Raw genomic sequence first — 16,140 nt, 5'->3', positions numbered from 1 at the left:
CCCCTATCGGTCGTCCTGATCGGCGGTCGCCTTGCGCCGGGCGGGTACGCGCTTTTCCTCTTCGGGCGAAGGACGGCTGAGCAGCTCATAGGCCGCCGGATCGATGATCGGACGGCGATCGTCGATCCGGTACAGCACGTCGCGTCCCGACCGCCAGATCGGCGTCAGCCCGCGGGTCAGCCGCTCGTCATAGCGCGGCGGATGGACCAGCCAGACATAGTCGAACGCATCGCGCGGCAGCAGCTTCAGCGCGGTGTCGATCGGCCGCCACCATTGCCCGCGACAGCGGCGCGCGGTCACGATCTCCGACGGGTCGTGCGCGAAACGCTTGGCGGGGGCATAGCGCACGGTCAGCAGCTGGCCGCCCGCCATCGACCATTGGTCATTGGCATAGGCCAGCTTGCGCTCCAGCGCGAGGCCCGCAACATGCTCCAGCCGGCTCGACGGCCAGACATCGGCGCAATATTGGCGGCCCACAAAGGTCAGCAGCCGCGCGCGCGGCGGGACATGATCGAGCGCGGTCAGCACCCGGTCGTAATCGTTGCTGTACATCACATAGCTGACCGTGGTGGCGCCGATCCGCACGACGAAGAACACCAGCCCGATCACCGCCAGCGTCGAAGCACCACGCAACGACAGCCCGCGCCGGGGCCTGAGCGCGATCAGCGCGATCGCCAGGACATAGGGCGCCAGTCGCATATCGGCATAGGCCGAACCGAAGACGATGCGCGGTAACAGCAGATAGACGACCGCCAGGAACGCCGCCGTCAGCACCAGATTGCGCGAATATTCGACCCGCTCGTCACGCACGCCCTTGAGCAGCACGAGGAACAGCACCGTGACCGAGGCCAGGTCGAACGCCATCCAGCGATCGCGCAGGACCATCGTCACCCAGTTGATCTTCCACCGCCAGTTGAACCAGTCGGTGGTCTGCCCGGTGACATGCTCGCCCGAGCGCCACAGCACCATCAGCACCATCGGCAGCGCGAGCGGGATACAGCCGATCCCGGCATGGATGGCGGATTCGATCCACCCCTTCACCCCATGCGCGCCCCTGGCACGGCGCATGTCATGCTGGCGGATCAGCTCGGCCGAAAAGGCCAGCACGCCCAGCACGCCCCAGCCGAAGGTGTGTGCGACCCAGAGCAGGCAGGACAGCGGTACGAAGACGATGCCGCGCAACCGCACCGCGCCCAGCCGCCCCATGCGCAGCCACAGCGCGAACAGGTTCAGCGCCAGCGCCATCGCCAGCGCGAAGTTCACGAACCCGAACTGGAAGGGATAGCTATAGGCCAGCGGCAGCGCGAACAGCGCGGTGGCCGGGATCCGCCCCTGCACCTCGCGCGCGATCCAGAGCAGGCCGGTGACGGTCAGCACGGGGATGGCGATGACGATCAGCTTGACCGCCAGCTCCAGCCCGAAGATCGGCGCCAGCGGCTCGATCAGCAGGTCGATGCCCAGATTGCCGATCATCTGCCATTCGAAATGATACCAGTTGGCCAGCCAGGGCTGCGCGGCATAATCGAGCTGGACCCGGTAGCGGCCCATATGACCCGGCAGGTCGACCAGCGGCGGCACCGTCGGCCAGAGCAGCGGCACGGCCGCGAGCAGCGCCATCGCCGCCACGAACCACCGCGTCTGCCACCAGTTGAGCTTTCCCCCATTCATGGCGATCGGCCTAGCGGATCGAAGGGGGCGAGGACAAGCATCCCCCTTGCTGCGGTGCGGCGAGTTGTTGGGGGCTCGGCAACGGAACTCCGTTTGAAAACGTGCCCTATCCTCCGTTCAGCCTGAGCGACATGAGGGACGGTCGCCCCAGCGCAGGCTGGGGCCTTTCGCGACACTTGCTCTTCCACCGCCCGAGATCCCAGCCTTCGCTGGGATGACGCAGTCGCAAAAAAGGGCGGACGGGTTGCCCGGTCCGCCCTTTCGGCATTCAGCTCCGAACCCGGATCAGATCTGGTCGCGGCGGCCCAGCAGGCGCAGGCGCAGCGCGTTGAGCTTGATGAAGCCCGCCGCGTCGCGCTGGTCGTATGCGCCCTGATCGTCTTCGAAGGTCACGACCTTCTCCGAATACAGGCTGTAGGGCGACTTGCGGCCCGTCACGATCGCCTGGCCCTTGTACAGCTTCAGGCGGACGGTGCCGGTCACCTTCTCCTGGCTGTAGTTGACGGCGGCCTGGAGCATCTCGCGCTCGGGCGAGAACCAGAAGCCATTATAGACCAGCTCGGCATAGCGCGGCGCCAGTTCGTCCTTCAGATGCGCGGCGCCCCGGTCGAGCGTGATCTGCTCGATGCCGCGATGCGCCAGCGCATAGATGGTGCCGCCCGGCGTCTCGTACATGCCGCGGCTCTTCATGCCGACGAAGCGGTTCTCGACCAGATCGAGGCGACCGATGCCGTGCTTGCGGCCCAGCTCGTTCAGCTTGGTCAGCAGGGTTGCGGGCGAGCAGGCCTCGCCGTTCAGCGCGACACCGTCGCCACGCTCGAAATCGATGGTGATCGTCTCGGGGACGTCGGGCGCGTCCTCCGGATTGACGGTGCGCGAATAGACGTAATCGGGGACCTCATCCCACGGATCCTCGAGCACCTTGCCCTCGGACGAGGTGTGCAGCAGGTTCGCGTCGGTCGAGAAGGGCGCTTCGCCGCGCTTGTCCTTCGACACCGGGATTTGGTGCGCCTCGGCGAATTCGATCAGCTTGGTGCGGCTGGTCAGGTCCCATTCGCGCCACGGCGCGATGACCTTGATATCGGGGTTCAGCGCATAATAGCCCAGCTCGAAGCGGACCTGATCGTTGCCCTTGCCGGTCGCGCCGTGGCTGACCGCGTCGGCGTTCACCATCTTGGCAATCTCGATCTGGCGCTTGGCGATCAGCGGCCGCGCGATCGAGGTGCCGAGCAGGTACAGCCCCTCGTAGAGCGCATTGGCGCGCATCATCGGGAAGACGTAATCCTTGACGAATTCCTCGCGCAGATCGTCGATGAAGATATGCTCAGGTCTAACGCCCGCCATCTCGGCCTTCTTGCGCGCGGGCTCCAGCTCCTCGCCCTGGCCCAGATCGGCGGTGAAGGTCACGACCTCGCAGCCATAATGCTGCTGCAGCCACTTGAGGATGACGCTGGTGTCGAGGCCGCCCGAATAGGCGAGGACGACGCGCTTGATATCTTCGCTCACGGCAAAGTCCTTCGAGGATAGGAGATGGATTTGCCCCGGCCCCTATGCGCTGTGGCGGCCTCACGCAACCTTCGGTTGGGCCCGTTCCCCCGCTTGTTCATTGCGGCGACAGCCAAAGCCGGTCAGGAGCGGCCATGATGTCCCGTTCAGGAGTTCCCGCATGACCCGTTTCCTCGTCACCGGCCTGATCGCCGCGACCCTTGCCGTGCCCGCCATGGCGCAGGACACCCGCGCGTCCGCCGCCGCGAAATTCTCGCGCGAGTTCAAGGCGCGCGACACCAATCACGACGGCGCGCTGACCAAGGCCGAGGTGAAGGCTGCGATCATGAAGATGGGCAACGGCCAGAAGAAGATCGACGACGTCCATGCCGGGCGTCTGGCCGAGCTGTGGTTCGGCAAGGCCGATGCCAACAAGGACGGCAAGGTGACCGAGGCGGAGGCGCAGGCGCTGCTGTCGCGCACCTTCGACGAATATGAGGCGGCCAAGGCGGCGCGGGCGCAGCAGGCGGGGCCGGCGGCGGGGCCGAAGGGGCGGTAAGGGTCGCCCCCTTCCCCCACTATCCCCCCAGCCCCACCTCCGTTCAGCCTGAGCGAAGTCGAAGGCCACGCCCCACCCTCCGGGTAAGCGAATCCCGTGCACTTCGACTTCGCTCAGTGCGAACGGAGGGTGGTCCGACTTTCTACCCCGGCCTTCGCCCTGTCGGTGCGGTTTCCCCGCCAACACAAAAAAAGGCCCGGTGCGTTGCCGCACCGGGCTTAGGTCGTCCGCAGGAGGAACGTCGTGGGGTGCGGGGGTCTGTCGCCCCCGCTCCCGATCAGTTGTAGGCGCGCTCGCCGTGCTCGCCGAGGTCGAGGCCTTCCTGCTCGACTTCCTTCGAGACGCGCAGGCCGGTGACAGCCTTGGCGATGTACATGGCGATGACGGTGCCGATGGTGGCCCAGACGATGGTCGTGGCGACCGCGCCGAGCTGGACCAGCAGCTTCGAGCTCATGACGTAATCCGCCGCACCCGGACCGCCCAGCGAGGGGGCGTAGACCACGGCCGTGCCGATCGCGCCGATCATGCCGCCGATGCCGTGCACGCCGAAGGCGTCGAGCGCATCGTCATAGCCGAGCTTGGGCTTCAGGACCGACACCGCATAGAAGCAGATCACGCTGGCGATGGCGCCCAGCACGATCGCGCCGAACGGGCCCGAATTGCCCGCCGCCGGGGTCACCGCGACCAGACCCGCGACGATGCCCGAGCAGAAGCCCAGCGCCGAACCCTTATGCCCCGCCAGACGCTCGGCGAGCATCCAGAACAGGCCGCCCGACGCCGTCGCGACGAAGGTGTTGATCATCGCCAGGCCCGCCGAGCCATTGGCCTCCAGCGCGGAGCCCGCGTTGAACCCGAACCAGCCGACCCACAGCAGGCCGGTGCCCACGCCGGTCAGCGTCAGCGAGTGCGGAGGCATCGGCGTGGTGGGATAGCCCATGCGCTTGCCCAGGATCAGCGAGGCGACCAGCGCCGAGACACCGGCGTTGATGTGCACCACCGTGCCGCCCGCAAAGTCGAGCGCGCCCGCCTTGAAGAACAGGCCCGACGATGCCCACACCATGTGCGCGATCGGGAAATAGACGATGGTCAGCCACACGGCGGTGAACGCCATGACCGCCGAGAACTTCATCCGCTCGACAACCGAGCCGAGCACCAGCGCGGCGGTGATCGCGGCGAAGGTCATCTGGAAGCAGATGAAGACATATTCGGGGATTTCGACGCCCGCGGTGAAGGTCGCCGCCTGGCTGGCGGGCGTGACGCCCTTCAGGAACGCCTTGCCCAGCCCGGAGATGAAGTTGGACGCGCCCCCCGACACGTCCGGCCCGAAGGCCAGGCTATAGCCGTACATCACCCAGATCAGCATCGCGAGGCAGGCGGCCGCGCCGATCTGGGTCATGGTGGACAGCATATTCTTCGCGCGGGTCAGACCGCCATAGAACAGCGCCAGGCCCGGCAGGATCATCATCATGACCAGCACGGTCGAGGTGAGCATCCAGGCGGTGTCGCCCTTGTTCACGGTCGCGGCCGGCGCGGCGGCGGCGGGCGACTGGAGCGCGGCGGCATCCTGGGCCCAGGCGGGTAGCGCGACGAACAGCGTCAGGCCGAGGCCCGCCGCGCCGGTCGCCAATTTGGTGACATGCTTCATCGAAATCCCCCCTTGCTCAGAGTGCCGATTCGTCGGTTTCGCCGGTGCGGATGCGCACGGCCTGGCCGACATCGAGCATGAAGATCTTGCCGTCGCCGATCGCGCCGGTGTTGGCGGCGGCCTGGATCGATTCGACGACGCGGTCGGCGATCTCGGACGCGCAGACGACCTCGATCTTGATCTTGGGCACCATGTTGGTGCTGTATTCGGCCCCGCGATAGATTTCGGTCTGGCCCTTCTGCCGCCCGAAACCCTTCACCTCGGTCACCGTCATGCCCGCCACGCCCAAAGTGGTGAGCGCCTCGCGCACCTCGTCGAGCTTGAACGGCTTGATGATAGCGATGATCAGCTTCACCTGTGCCCCCTTTGCGTTTCCCGCCGACAAGCATTGCAAAGGGTGTGCCAGTTACGTTTTCGTGACTTTTGCGCGCTATGATGATGCGGCGCGATCTGTTTCGCCTGCCGGGCGGCATCAATTTTTAGGCATTGGTAAGGATATGCCCAAATTTTGGGCAGCCTTTCCTCCCCTGCAAGGGGAGGGGGCTCCGCTATCGAGAGGGTGACACCCCTCCGTCAGGCCTGCGGCCTGCCACCTCCCCTTTGAGGGGAGGAAGGGAAATCACGCCGCCAGCGCGGTTCCGCCGACGGTCAGCCCTTCGACCAGCAGGCTCGGCTGGCCCACGCCCGCAGGCACGCTCTGCCCGCCCTTGCCGCAGACCCCCACGCCCTCGTCCAGCGCGAAGTCGTTGCCGATGCCCTTCACCTTGGTCAGCACGCTCGGCCCGTCGCCGATCAGCGTCGCGCCCTTGATCGGCGCGCCCAGCTTGCCGTTCTCGATCCGGTACGCCTCGGTGCAGGAGAAGACGAACTTGCCCGACACGATATCGACCTGCCCGCCGCCGAAGGACTTGGCGAAGATGCCGTTCTTCACCCGCGACAGCAGCTCGGCGGGATCGTCCTGCCCGCCCTTCATGAAGGTGTTGGTCATGCGCGGCATCGGCGCATGGGCAAAGCTCTCGCGGCGGCCATTGCCAGTCGGCGCGACGCCCATCAGCCGCGCGTTGAGCCGGTCCTGCATGTAACCCTTCAGGATGCCGTCCTCGATCAGCACGACCTCGCGCGTCGGCGTGCCCTCGTCATCGATCGACAGCGACCCGCGCCGGTCGGCCAGGCTTCCGTCATCGACCACAGTGACGCCGGGCGCCGCGACCCGCTCGCCGATCCGCCCCGAAAAGGCCGAGGTGCCCTTGCGGTTGAAGTCCCCCTCCAGCCCGTGCCCGATTGCCTCGTGCAGCAGCACGCCCGGCCAGCCCGGCCCGAGCAGCACGGTCATCTCGCCCGCCGGGGCGGCGACCGAGTCCAGATTGACCAGCGCCTGGGTCAGCGCGATGTCGATGCCGCGCTCCCACGTCTCGCGCGCGACCAGCCGGTCGTACAGATAGCGGCCGCCGATCCCGAAGCTGCCCGTCTCACGCCGCCCATTCTGTTCCACCACGACCGAGATGTTGAGCCGCACCAGCGGCCGCACGTCCGTCGCGACGAAGCCGTCGGCGCGGACGATCTCGACCACGCTCCAGCTGCCCGACAGGCCGACCGACACCTGCACGACGCGCGGGTCGCGCGCGCGGGCGGCGGCGTCGATCGTCTGGCAGAGCGACACCTTCTCGGCAAAGGGGATCAGGTCGAGCGGATCGGTCGCGGTATAGAGGTGCCGGTTGGTCCCCTGCGGCGGCGGCGCGGCGGCGCCCTTGGCGGGATCGATCAGCGCCATGGTCTGCGCGGCGCGCCGGATCGCGGCCTCCGACAGCTCATTGGCATGGGCAAAGGCGGTCATCTCGCCCGACACCGCGCGCAGGCCGAAGCCCGAATGCGTGTCGTAGCTGGCCGTCTTCAACCGCCCGTCGTCGAAGCCGAAGGCTTCGGACCGCTTATATTGGAGGTACAGCTCGCCATCGTCGGCGCGGGACAGGGCATTGGCGGTGAGGCGCAACGCCGCCTCGGGGTCCAGCGTGTCGCGGTAGAGGAACGAGCGGGGATCGGTGACGGTCATCACGAGGATATAGGACGCCCCGCCGAGGTTTGAAATCTCCCGTCGGCGGAATTCCGACCTTGTTAAGCCCCGGCCGCATACCGCAGCGCTCTCTTAAGCCCCTCCCGCTTGCGGGAGGGGCGTGAGTCTCATTCGTGTTGGGGGTTAGCGCCCGGCGCCGTCGCCATGATCCGGCAGCGCCGCCTGGTCCGCGCCGTCCGCCGGGCCGCCGATCAGCACGAAGCGGCGATCGCAATAGCCGCAATCGACATAGCCGGTCTCGTCGATCTGCAACCACACGCGCGGATGACCGAGCGCAGCGCCGCCGGGAATGTCGGTGGCACCGTCGCAAGCGACGCGGGTCTGGGTGACGCGGGTGGTTTCGGGCGGCGGCAACATAGGCTCGCGCGATAGCAAGGCATGGAGCCCCGTGCAATTCCCGAAAACCGGCTTGGCCTGTCCGCCCCACACGCCTATCTCGGGCGCCATGACCGCCAGCACCGAAGCCGCCATCTCGATCCAGGGCATCGCCAAGACCTATCAGGGCGGCAAGCGCGCGCTCGACGGGGTCAGTTTCGACGTGCCGCGGGGGCAGATCTTCGGGCTGCTGGGGCCGAACGGTGCGGGCAAGTCGACGCTGATCAACATCCTGGCGGGTCTGGTCATGAAGACCGAAGGATCGGCGTCGATCTGGGGCTTCGACATCGACCGGCATCCGCGCAACGCGAAAGCGTCGATCGGCATCGTCAACCAGGAAATCCTGTTCGACCCCTTCTTCACGCCGCTGGAGACGCTGGAGATTCAGGGCGGACTGTACGGCGTGCCCAAGGGCCAGCGCCGCTCGATGGAATTGCTGCGCGCGGTTCATCTGGAGGACAAGGCGAACGCCTATTCGCGCACCCTGTCGGGCGGCATGAAGCGCCGCCTGATGGTCGCCAAGGCGATGGTGCATTCGCCGCCCGTCCTCGTCCTCGACGAACCGACGGCGGGCGTCGACATCGAACTTCGCCAGCAGCTTTGGGCCTATGTCCAGCAGCTCAACGAACAGGGCGTGACGGTGGTGCTGACCACCCATTATCTCGAAGAGGCCGAGGAGCTGTGCGACCGGATCGCGATCATCAACCATGGTCGCCTGGTCGCCAATGAGCCGACCCGCGAGCTGGTCGGCAAGGCGCAGGAAAAGATCGTCGCGGTGACGGTGGACCGCGATGTCGCGGCGGTGCCCGACCATGCCAGCTTCGGCAAGATCGTGCTGAAGGGCAGCCGCACGCTGGAGATCACCTATGCCAAGGACAAGGTGAATGCGGGCCAGGTCCTGGCGGCGGTGCAGGCGGACGGATACGGGATCGTCGACGTCTCGACCAAGGAAGCCGATCTGGAGGACGTGTTCCTGTCGTTGACGCGGAGTGTTGGGGCTTGAGGGATTCGCTTGGCCTTCGACTTCGCTCAGGCTGAACGGGGTTCTTGGGGGGAAGGAATTTTGGGTTCGCGCAGAGGCGCAGAGGACGCGGAGGTGTACCACTCCACTCATTCTACAGTCCGCTCCAACAGGCCATGATAGGTAAGGGATGCGCTATCCGCGCACCGAACACCTCCGCGTCCTCTGCGCCTCTGCGCGAACCGAAATATCCCGACCTCCGTTCAGGCTGAGCGAAGTCGAAGCCCACGCCCGGCGCTCCCCCAAAGCCCGACCTATCACCGCTCCGCAGGCAAACGCTCCAGCACCCAATCCTGATTCACCACGATGATCGACCGCACCGGCCGCCCCTCGGCATCGCGGGACGGGTCGTAACGGTATCGCTGCTCGATCAGCCGACAGGTCGTCTCGTCCAAAGCGGCATTGCCGCTGCTCTTGGTCACCACGCACCCGCTGACCCGGCCATCGACATTGACGAAATAGCGGACCTGCACCGTCCCGCTGGCACCCGCATCGGCGGCGGCTTCGGGATAGTCCGAATCCTTGATCCGCCCCCTGATCCGGCGCGGCGGGGTTTCGTCGCCATAGCCGTCCCCATCCCCCGACCCGCCGCTGCCCGTACCATTGCCGATGCCGCCCGCCCCGGTGCCGAGCCCGGGCTTGTCGGAGGCGCCCTGGCTCGGGTCCGCGCCCGTGCCCGCTACCGGCGCCGTGATGACGGGCGAGACCGGGGGCAGCACGACCACCGGCGGCGGGGCGACGACAGGGGTAGCCTTCGACCGGATATTGGGGGGCGCGGCGGCACCGCGCGGCCGGTGGCTCTCGATCCTTTTGGGCCGGACCGGCGGCGGGGGCGGCGGCTTGGGCGGCGTGACGTCGAAACTGTCGAGCGCCGGTGAAACCAGGGGCTGGACCGGTGTGAAGCCCAGCCCCAGGACCAGCGCATAGCCCAGGCCGCCCACGATCACCCCCGTGGGGATCGCCGCGCGCAGACGGTCGCGCCAATCGGATCGGGCCAACGCCATGACGGGCAAGTGGGAAGGCGCGCGCACCAAGGCAAGGCGTTACCCCCTGTCCCCCGCCCCGCGTCCGTGCCACAGGGTGCGCCATGACCCCTGCCCCCGCGCCCGAAGGAGCCCGCGCATGACCGATTCCGATATCCTGATCGTCGGATCGGGCGCGGCCGGGCTGACCGCGGCGCTGAACCTGGCCGACCGGTTCAAGGTGACGGTGCTGGCCAAGGGCAAGCTGAACGAGGGCTCGACCGCCTGGGCGCAGGGGGGCATCGCCGCCGTCCTCGAACCCGGCGACACCTTCGACAGCCATATCGAGGATACGATGGTCGCGGGCGCGGGGCTGAACGACCGCGCCACCGTCGAATTCGTGGTCGAGAACGCCCCCGCCGCGATCGAGCGCCTCCAGAAACTGGGCGTCCCCTTCGCGACCGAGGGCAATATGCTCCACCTGACGCGTGAGGGCGGGCATTCGCACCGGCGCATCGTGCATGTGGCGGACGCGACCGGCTGGGCGGTGCTCGACGCGCTGTTGAAGGCGGCGGACGCGCATCCCAACATCACCATGGTCCCCGATCAGGTCGCGATCGACCTGGCGACCAGCCGCCACGAGATGCGCTATTCGGGGGCGGGCCATGTCTGGGGCATCTATGCAGTCGACCGGCGGACGGGCCGCGTCGTGGTGCACAAGGCGCGCGCGACGATCCTGGCGACCGGGGGCGCCGGCCGCACCTATCAATTCTCCACTGCGCCCAAGGGGGCGACCGGCGACGGCATCGCGATGGCATGGCGCGCGGGCGCGCGCGTGTCGAACATGGAATTCATGCAGTTCCACCCGACCTGCCTGTACAACACCCAGGTCAAGAATTTCCTGATTACCGAGGCGGTTCGCGGCGAGGGCGGGCATCTGAAGATTCCCGAGACCGGCCACCGCTTCATGCCCGATTTCGATGCCCGCGCCGAACTCGCTCCGCGCGACATCGTGGCGCGCGCGATCGACCATGAGATCAAGCGGCTGGGCCTGGACTATGTCCATCTCGACATCAGCCACCAGCCGCCCGCCTTCGTCCGCGAGCATTTCCCCAACATCCACGAAAAGCTGTTGAGCCTCGGCATCGACATGACGGTCCAGCCGATCCCGGTCGTCCCCGCGCAGCATTATACCTGTGGCGGCGTCATCGTGGACCGCGACGGGCGCACCGACCTGCCAGGCCTCTATGCGGCGGGCGAGGTGACCCAGTCGGGGCTGCACGGTGCCAACCGGCTCGCCTCCAATTCGCTCCTCGAATGCTTCGTCTATGGCGAGGCGTGCGCGAACCATATCGCGGCGCATTGGGACGATCTGCCCCCCGCCCCCGCCATCCGCCCCTGGGACGAGAGCCGTGTCACCGATTCGGACGAAGAGGTGGTCATCAAGCAGAACTGGACCGAAATCCGCCGCTTCATGTGGAATTATGTCGGCATCGTGCGCACCACCAAGCGGCTCGAGCGCGCGCAGCACCGCATCCGCATGCTGACCGACGAGATCAACGACTATTACGGCCATTTCCGCGTCACGCCCGACCTGATCGAGCTGCGCAACCTGCTCCAGACCGCCGAGCTGATCGTCCGCTGCGCGCTGCATCGCAAGGAGAGCCGGGGACTGCATTACACGCTCGATTATCCCGAGACCTTGCCCGAAGCGGTCGACACGATCCTGATTCCGTAAGGCAAGCCCTGATTCCTCCCCTGCAAAGGGAGGAATTTGGAATGTTTCGCATCTTGTCGTGCGCGTGCGACCTTTCGTCGCAAGGCCCGGACACGGGGATTTCCCCCACCCGGTCAAGACGTAAGGATACCCCTGTGTTGCGGGGTATTGCGGTGACGAAGCGAGTATCGAGCGGCGGGCTGCGTTCATGGCCTGCCGGGTTTCTTCTCTTGGGGCTCGCAGGCTGTGGGGCGGATTCGCGCCCCGGCGCGACGTCCCATGCTCCCAGCGTGCCCGATCCCCAGGTTTCGGTGTCGATGCCGCTCCCCCCGCCCCGCCCCAGCCGCGCCCCCGCCGCGCCCGCCGGGCTGGTCAGCACGATCGATCGGCTGTCCGCCGGTTTTTCGGGCAAGAAGGGCATTGCGGTGCGCGCGGTCGATGACGGCTGGACGGTCGAGGTCGGCGGCCGCCAGCGCCTGCCCCAGCAATCGGTGTCCAAGCTGTGGGTCGCGATCACGCTGCTTGACCTGCGCGACAGGGGCCGCGCACGGCTGGACGAGCCGATCGTCGTGCGGCGCGAGGACCTGACCCTGTTCCACCAGCCGATCGCGATGCTGGTCAAGGGCGACGGATATCATACCACGGTCGGCGAACTGCTGACCCGCGCGCTGACCCAGAGCGACAATACCGCCAATGACCGGCTGCTCACCTATGTCGGCGGGCCGCAGGCGGTGCGCGCGATGATCGCCAACAAGCGGCTGGGCGATATCCGCTTCGGCCCCGGCGAGCGGCTGCTCCAGGCGAAGACGGCGGGCCTGACCTGGCAACCCGCCTTCGCGATGGCGGGGGCGTTCCAGGCGGCGCGCAATCGGCTCGACCCCGCGGCGCGGACCGCGGCGCTCGACGCCTATGTCAGCGATCCGCCCGACGGCGCGGCGCCGATCGCCATCGCCGATGCGCTGGCCCGGCTGGCGCGCGGCGAGCTGTTGTCCGAAACCTCGACCCGCATCCTGATCGACACGATGGAGGCCTCGCGCACCGGCCATGCCCGCCTGCGCGCCGCCGTGCCGAGCGGCTGGACGATCGCGCACAAGACCGGGACGGGGCAGGACCTGGGCCGCCGCAATGCGGGCTTCAACGATGTCGGCCTGCTGACCGCCCCCGATGGCCGCCGCTTTGCGATTGCGGTGATGATCGGCGACACGACCGAGGATATTCGCAAGCGCCAACAGCTGATCCAGAATGTCGCGGCGGCGGTAGCCGATGCGGCGGGGCCGCCGAGAGGACCGGTGGCGGTGGCGAATTGAGTGTGGCTTGGGGGTAACGGCTGCTATTGCCCAGTTGCAGACAATCCTCTTAGACGACATCGTGCGCTTATGAGGTGGCGGTTCACGTTGATTGGGCTTTTGATCTTCGGGCCGCTTGCAGCCTGTAGTCCGACGACGAGCTTGCGAAATGACACCAACGCGACCGTCTACGTCGATATACTCAAAAACGGCGTACCTCGGCCGCCATCAACGCAAAAGCTCTCTCCCGGCAACGTCATGACCACGCCTTGGCCGCCCAGAGAGGCCAACGTCCTCTATGTCGGCGACGGTTCCGGCAAACTGCGACGCTTCGCGATCGCTGGGCTATGCAATATGAGCAAGCCGAACTGCGATCTCCTCGTTTCACAATTGCCTTTGCCAACCGCAAACGGCAGCTAACCACCTATTCCCGTCGCTAGATCAGCCCATCAGGCTGAGCGTGGCCCATCCGCCACAGCCGCCAAAAGCCGTGCGATCAGGGGCTGTTTACCCTCTCTCTGTTCCGCTAAACCGCAGCGATATGCCCCATCTCTATCTCGTCGACGGCTCCGGCTATATCTTCCGCGCCTATCACCGCCTGCCGCCGCTGACGAACAAGCATGGCGAGCCGGTCGGGGCGGTGTACGGCTATACCACCATGCTCTGGAAGCTGGTGGACGAGATCAACGCCGCCGATGGGCCGACCCATATGGCGGTGGTGCTCGACAAGTCGTCCAAGACCTTCCGCAACGACATGTACGACCAGTATAAGGCGCACCGGCCCCCGCCCCCGCCCGATCTGGTCCCCCAATTCCCGATGATCCGCGACGCCACCCGCGCCTTCTCGCTGCCCTGTATCGAGGAAGCGGGGCTGGAGGCCGACGACCTGATCGCCTGCTACGCCCGCGCCGCGATGGCCGAGGGGTGGCAGGTCACGATCGTGTCGGGCGACAAGGATCTGATGCAGCTGGTCGAGGATGGCAGCCTCGACATGCTCGACACGATGAACAACCGGCGTCTGGGCGAATCTTACGTCCAGGAGAAGTTCGGCGTGGGTCCCAAGCAGCTGGGCGATGTGCTCGCGCTGATGGGCGACAGCGTCGACAACGTGCCGGGCGTGCCGGGCGTGGGGCCGAAGACCGCGTCCAAGCTGATCGTCGAGCATGGCGACCTCGAATCCGTCCTCGCCGCCGCGCCCGAGATGAAGAAGGGCAAGCTGCGCGACAACCTCATCGAACATGCCGAGAATGCGCGGCTGTCGAAGCGGCTGGTCACGCTGGAGTGCAACGCGCCGCTGCCCCAGCCGCTGGAGGAACTGGCGCTGCATCCGACCATCCCGGATGCCCCCTTGCGCGCGTTCCTGGAGCATCATGGCTTCCGTTCGCTGATCGCCAAGATGGGGCAGATCACCGACGACGCCGCGCCCGCGCCCGCCGCCGGAGAGGCCACGCCCGCCGCACCGATGGAAGATGACGAGCCGTGCAATCTCGACGGCTATACGACGGTGCAGGACCTCGAGACGCTCGACCGGTGGGTCGCCGACGCCCGCCATCAGGGTTTTATCGCGATCGATACCGAAACCAGCTCGACCGACGCGACCCAGGCCGAACTGGTCGGGGTCAGCCTGTGCCTAGCCCCCAACAAGGCGTGCTACATCCCGTTGGGGCATGGCGGCACCGACCTGCTGGCCGAAGTGCCGGTGCAGATTCCGGTCGCCGCGGCGCTCGAGCGGATCAAGGCGCTGTGCGAGGACCCGTCGGTCCTGAAGATCGGCCAGAATCTGAAATTCGACATGATCGTGCTGGGCGAGCGCGGCATCGCCGTCGCGCCGCATGACGACACGATCGTGCTGAGCTTCGACCTCGACGCCGGGCTTCACGGCCACGGCATGGACGAACTGGCCGCGACGCATCTGTCGCACACCTGTCTCGCCTTCAAGGAAGTGGTCGGCACCGGTAAGAAGCAGCTCGGCTTCCACGAGGTCGACCTCAAGACCGCCACCCGCTACGCCGCCGAGGATGCCGACGTCACGCTGCGGCTGTGGAAGCGGTTCAAGGCGCGGCTCCCCATGGAGCAGGCGACGCGCGTGTACGAGATGGTCGACCGCCCGCTTGTACCCGTCATCGCAGGGATGGAGCGGCGCGGCATCAAGGTCGATCGCGACCGCCTGTCGCAGCTCTCGACCGAATTCGCCGGACAGATCGCCGCGCTGGAGGGTGAGATCCATGCGATGGCGGGCACCCCCTTCACCATCGGCAGTCCCAAGCAGCTGGGCGAGATCCTGTTCGACCGCTTGGGTCTCAAGGGCGGGCGCAAGGGCAAGTCGGGCGTCTATTCGACCGACGTGACCGAACTCGAACGCCTGGCCCGCGACGGCGGCGAGGCGGCGGAGATCGTCCGCAAGATCCTGGAATGGCGCCAGCTGTCCAAGCTGAAGAGCACCTATACCGACGCGCTCCAGGCGCAGATCAACCCGAAGACCGGCCGCGTCCACACCAGCTACAGCCTGACCGGCGCGCAGACCGGGCGGCTGTCCTCGACCGAGCCGAACCTGCAGAACATCCCGATCCGCACCGAGGTCGGGCGGCAGCTGCGCGAGGCGTTCATCGCCGAGGACGGCCATGTCCTGATCGCCGCCGACTATTCGCAGATCGAATTGCGCCTCGCCGCGCATATGGCGGACGTGCCGGCGCTGCGCAACGCGTTCGCCAATGGCGACGACATCCACAGCCTGACCGCCAAGGAGCTGTTCGGCGAGGTCAATCGCGACACGCGCGGGCGGGCCAAGACGATCAACTTCGCCATCCTCTACGGCATTTCGCGCTGGGGACTGGCGGGTCGCCTCGACGTGTCGGCGGACGAGGCGCAGGCGATGATCGACCGCTATTTCGAGCGCTTCCCCGGCATCAACCGCTACATCGCCGAGACGCTGTCGAGCGTCCGCGAGAAGGGCTTCACGAGCACGCTGTTCGGCCGCAAGACGCATTTCCCGCGTATCGCCTCACGCAACCAGGGCGAGCGCCAGGGGGCGGAACGCGCCGCGATCAACGCGCCGATCCAGGGGACCAGCGCCGACATCATCAAGCGCGCCATGGTCCGCATGGAACCCGCCCTCGCCGCCGCGGGGCTGGGCCATGTGCGGATGCTGCTCCAGGTGCATGACGAACTGGTGTTCGAGGCGCCCGAGGCGGATGCCGAGGCGGCCGGTGCGGTGATCCGCGAAGTCATGGCGGGTGCGGCCGAACCGGCGGTCACGCTGTCGGTGCCGCTGGGCGTCGAGATCGGGTTCGGCAAGAGCTGGGGCGCGGCGCATTGACCTGTCCGCGCCCCCTCGCCCGAAATCGTCGCGGC

At 67.0% G+C, this 16,140-nt stretch carries 12 protein-coding genes; 5 read left to right on the top strand and 7 right to left on the bottom strand.

What is annotated here, in order from left to right; genetic code table 11:
- Positions 1–3: 3 nt before the first annotated feature.
- Together QE363_RS02360 and QE363_RS02355 are read right to left on the bottom strand one after the other, a co-directional pair.
- Entirely contained in the window at positions 4–1,668 is a 1,665-nt protein-coding gene (locus tag QE363_RS02360) for a hypothetical protein (protein ID WP_307101942.1), read from the bottom strand.
- Positions 1,669–1,953: 285 nt separating this feature from the next.
- Positions 1,954–3,174, bottom strand: a complete 1,221-nt coding sequence (locus QE363_RS02355; RefSeq protein WP_309691472.1) for an argininosuccinate synthase — start codon at positions 3,172–3,174, stop codon at positions 1,954–1,956.
- 160 nt (positions 3,175–3,334) lie between these two features.
- Between QE363_RS02355 and QE363_RS02350 the strand changes: the two genes are divergently transcribed.
- Positions 3,335–3,712, top strand: a complete 378-nt coding sequence (locus QE363_RS02350; RefSeq protein WP_309691470.1) for an EF-hand domain-containing protein — start codon at positions 3,335–3,337, stop codon at positions 3,710–3,712.
- 277 nt (positions 3,713–3,989) lie between these two features.
- Here QE363_RS02350 and QE363_RS02345 read toward each other — a convergent pair whose 3' ends face one another.
- The 4 genes from QE363_RS02345 to QE363_RS02330 all read right to left on the bottom strand — a co-directional run bounded on the left by QE363_RS02345 (position 3,990) and on the right by QE363_RS02330 (position 7,785).
- A complete protein-coding gene (locus tag QE363_RS02345) occupies positions 3,990–5,357 on the bottom strand; it encodes an ammonium transporter (RefSeq protein ID WP_309691468.1) in 1,368 nt (455 codons plus the stop codon).
- Positions 5,358–5,373: 16 nt separating this feature from the next.
- The gene (locus QE363_RS02340; RefSeq protein ID WP_042488306.1) at positions 5,374–5,712 is read right to left on the bottom strand and encodes a P-II family nitrogen regulator; all 339 of its coding nucleotides are present in this window, start codon (positions 5,710–5,712) and stop codon (positions 5,374–5,376) included.
- Between the two features lie 264 nt (positions 5,713–5,976).
- Positions 5,977–7,407 carry a metalloprotease TldD gene (gene tldD / locus QE363_RS02335; RefSeq protein ID WP_309691464.1) on the bottom strand — a complete coding sequence of 477 codons (1,431 nt, stop codon included), beginning with the start codon at positions 7,405–7,407 and terminating at the stop codon, positions 5,977–5,979.
- A 144-nt stretch (positions 7,408–7,551) separates the two neighbouring features.
- The gene (locus QE363_RS02330) at positions 7,552–7,785 is read right to left on the bottom strand and encodes a zinc-finger domain-containing protein (RefSeq protein WP_307104697.1); all 234 of its coding nucleotides are present in this window, start codon (positions 7,783–7,785) and stop codon (positions 7,552–7,554) included.
- 88 nt (positions 7,786–7,873) lie between these two features.
- Between QE363_RS02330 and QE363_RS02325 the strand changes: the two genes are divergently transcribed.
- Entirely contained in the window at positions 7,874–8,806 is a 933-nt protein-coding gene (locus QE363_RS02325) for an ABC transporter ATP-binding protein (RefSeq protein WP_309691462.1), read from the top strand.
- A gap of 275 nt (positions 8,807–9,081) precedes the next feature.
- On the opposite strand, the gene QE363_RS02320 is transcribed toward QE363_RS02325, so the two are convergent.
- Positions 9,082–9,828, bottom strand: a complete 747-nt coding sequence (locus tag QE363_RS02320; RefSeq protein ID WP_309691460.1) for an energy transducer TonB — start codon at positions 9,826–9,828, stop codon at positions 9,082–9,084.
- Positions 9,829–9,946: 118 nt separating this feature from the next.
- Between QE363_RS02320 and nadB the strand changes: the two genes are divergently transcribed.
- The 3 genes from nadB to polA all read left to right on the top strand — a co-directional run bounded on the left by nadB (position 9,947) and on the right by polA (position 16,105).
- The gene (gene nadB, locus QE363_RS02315) at positions 9,947–11,524 is read left to right on the top strand and encodes an L-aspartate oxidase (protein WP_309691459.1); all 1,578 of its coding nucleotides are present in this window, start codon (positions 9,947–9,949) and stop codon (positions 11,522–11,524) included.
- A 146-nt stretch (positions 11,525–11,670) separates the two neighbouring features.
- Entirely contained in the window at positions 11,671–12,810 is a 1,140-nt protein-coding gene (locus tag QE363_RS02310; RefSeq protein ID WP_387432932.1) for a serine hydrolase, read from the top strand.
- Between the two features lie 520 nt (positions 12,811–13,330).
- Positions 13,331–16,105: a DNA polymerase I gene (polA, locus tag QE363_RS02305; RefSeq protein ID WP_309691458.1), complete on the top strand. Its 2,775-nt coding sequence runs from the start codon at positions 13,331–13,333 to the stop codon at positions 16,103–16,105.
- The last annotated feature ends 35 nt before the right edge of the window (positions 16,106–16,140 follow it).

This window comes from Sphingomonas sp. SORGH_AS_0870 (genome assembly GCF_031453175.1).
Taxonomy (GTDB): Bacteria; Pseudomonadota; Alphaproteobacteria; order Sphingomonadales; family Sphingomonadaceae; genus Sphingomonas.
Note: the sequence above shows the minus strand (reverse complement) of the source record. Positions and strands in the feature narration are given on the sequence as shown.

Coding starts and splice junctions, on each gene's coding strand:
- QE363_RS02360 (WP_307101942.1), bottom strand. CDS start 1,668: ATGAATGGGGGAAAGCTCAACTGGTGGCAGACGCGGTGGTTCGTGGCG.
- QE363_RS02350 (WP_309691470.1), top strand. CDS start 3,335: ATGACCCGTTTCCTCGTCACCGGCCTGATCGCCGCGACCCTTGCCGTG.
- QE363_RS02345 (WP_309691468.1), bottom strand. CDS start 5,357: ATGAAGCATGTCACCAAATTGGCGACCGGCGCGGCGGGCCTCGGCCTG.
- tldD (WP_309691464.1), bottom strand. CDS start 7,407: ATGACCGTCACCGATCCCCGCTCGTTCCTCTACCGCGACACGCTGGAC.
- QE363_RS02330 (WP_307104697.1), bottom strand. CDS start 7,785: ATGTTGCCGCCGCCCGAAACCACCCGCGTCACCCAGACCCGCGTCGCT.
- QE363_RS02325 (WP_309691462.1), top strand. CDS start 7,874: ATGACCGCCAGCACCGAAGCCGCCATCTCGATCCAGGGCATCGCCAAG.
- QE363_RS02320 (WP_309691460.1), bottom strand. CDS start 9,828: ATGGCGTTGGCCCGATCCGATTGGCGCGACCGTCTGCGCGCGGCGATC.
- nadB (WP_309691459.1), top strand. CDS start 9,947: ATGACCGATTCCGATATCCTGATCGTCGGATCGGGCGCGGCCGGGCTG.
- polA (WP_309691458.1), top strand. CDS start 13,331: ATGCCCCATCTCTATCTCGTCGACGGCTCCGGCTATATCTTCCGCGCC.